The 1445-nt window shown below is 62.2% G+C and carries 1 protein-coding gene; it reads left to right on the plus strand.

From position 1 onward, the window contains the following. A partial coding sequence (locus AC1DHT_RS29125) for an immunoglobulin-like domain-containing protein (protein ID WP_442114847.1) occupies positions 1 to 1445 on the plus strand: 1445 nt, incomplete at both ends.

A 1445-nucleotide genomic window follows, 5' to 3' on the forward strand; every position in this document is an offset into this window, starting at 1 on the left:
AGCACCACCATTGAAAGCACCACCGGTGGCAATTTCGAGCAGCTGACCCCGAGCACCACCCCGGCGGTCACCACGATCACCGATTCGATCGACAACACCGGGCTGTCCCTGGCAGCAACCGGTTCGGTCACCGAAGGCGGCCAGATCACCTACACCGCGACGCTGACCAACCCGGCCGGCACCGCAATGAGCGTGACCCTGTCGAATGGCGCCGTGATCAACATCGAAGCCGGCAAGACTTCCGGTTCGGTAGTGGTCGATACCCCGGCCAACGACGTCTACAAAAACGGCAGCACCGTCAGCACCACCATCGAAAGCACCAGCGGTGGCAACTTCGAACAGCTGACCCCGAGCACCACGCCGGCGGTCACCACGATCACCGATTCCATCGATAACACCGGACTGTCCCTGGCGGCGACGGGTTCAGTAGTGGAAGGTGGCCAGATCACCTACACCGCGACGCTGACCAACCCGGCCGGCACCGCCATGAGCGTGACCCTGTCGAACGGTGCCGTCATCAATATCGAAGCTGGCAAGACCAGCGGTTCGGTGGTGGTCGATACCCCGGCCAACGACGTTTACAAAAACGGCAGCACCGTCAGCACTACCATCGAAAGCACCACGGGCGGCAACTTCGAGCAGCTGACCCCGAGCACGACGCCGGCGGTCACCACCATCACCGATTCGATCGACAATACCGGGCTGTCCCTGGCAGCAACCGGTTCGGTCACCGAAGGCGGCCAGATTACCTACACCGCCACCCTGAGCAACCCGGCTGGCACCGCGATGAGCGTGACCCTGTCGAATGGCGCCGTGATCAACATCGAAGCCGGCAAAACCAGCGGTTCCGTGGTGGTCGATACCCCGGCCAACGACGTCTACAAAAACGGCAGCACCGTCAGCACCACCATCGAAAGCACCACCGGCGGCAATTTCGAGCAGTTGACCCCGAGCACCACCCCGGCGGTCACCACGATCACCGATTCGATCGACAATACCGGGCTGAGCCTGACGGCGAATGGGGCGGTGGTTGAAGGTGGTCAGATCACTTACACCGCCACGCTGAGCAACCCGGCCGGCACGCCGATGACCGTCACCTTGTCGAACGGCGCCGTCATCAACATCGAAGCCGGCAAAACCAGCGGTTCGGTGGTGGTCGATACCCCGGCCAACGACGTCTACAAAAACGGCAGCACCGTCAGCACTACCATCGAAAGCACCACCGGTGGCAATTTCGAGCAGTTGACCCCGAGCACGACGCCGGCGGTCACCACGATCACCGACTCGATCGACAATACCGGCCTGACGCTCACCGCCAGCAACACCATTACCGAAGGCGGCCAGATCACCTACACCGCGACCTTGAGCAACCCGGCGGGCACGCCGATGACTGTCACGCTCAGCAATGGCGCCGTAATCAACATCGAAGCTGGTAAAACCACCGG

This window comes from Pseudomonas sp. 05N432, from assembly GCF_056396945.1.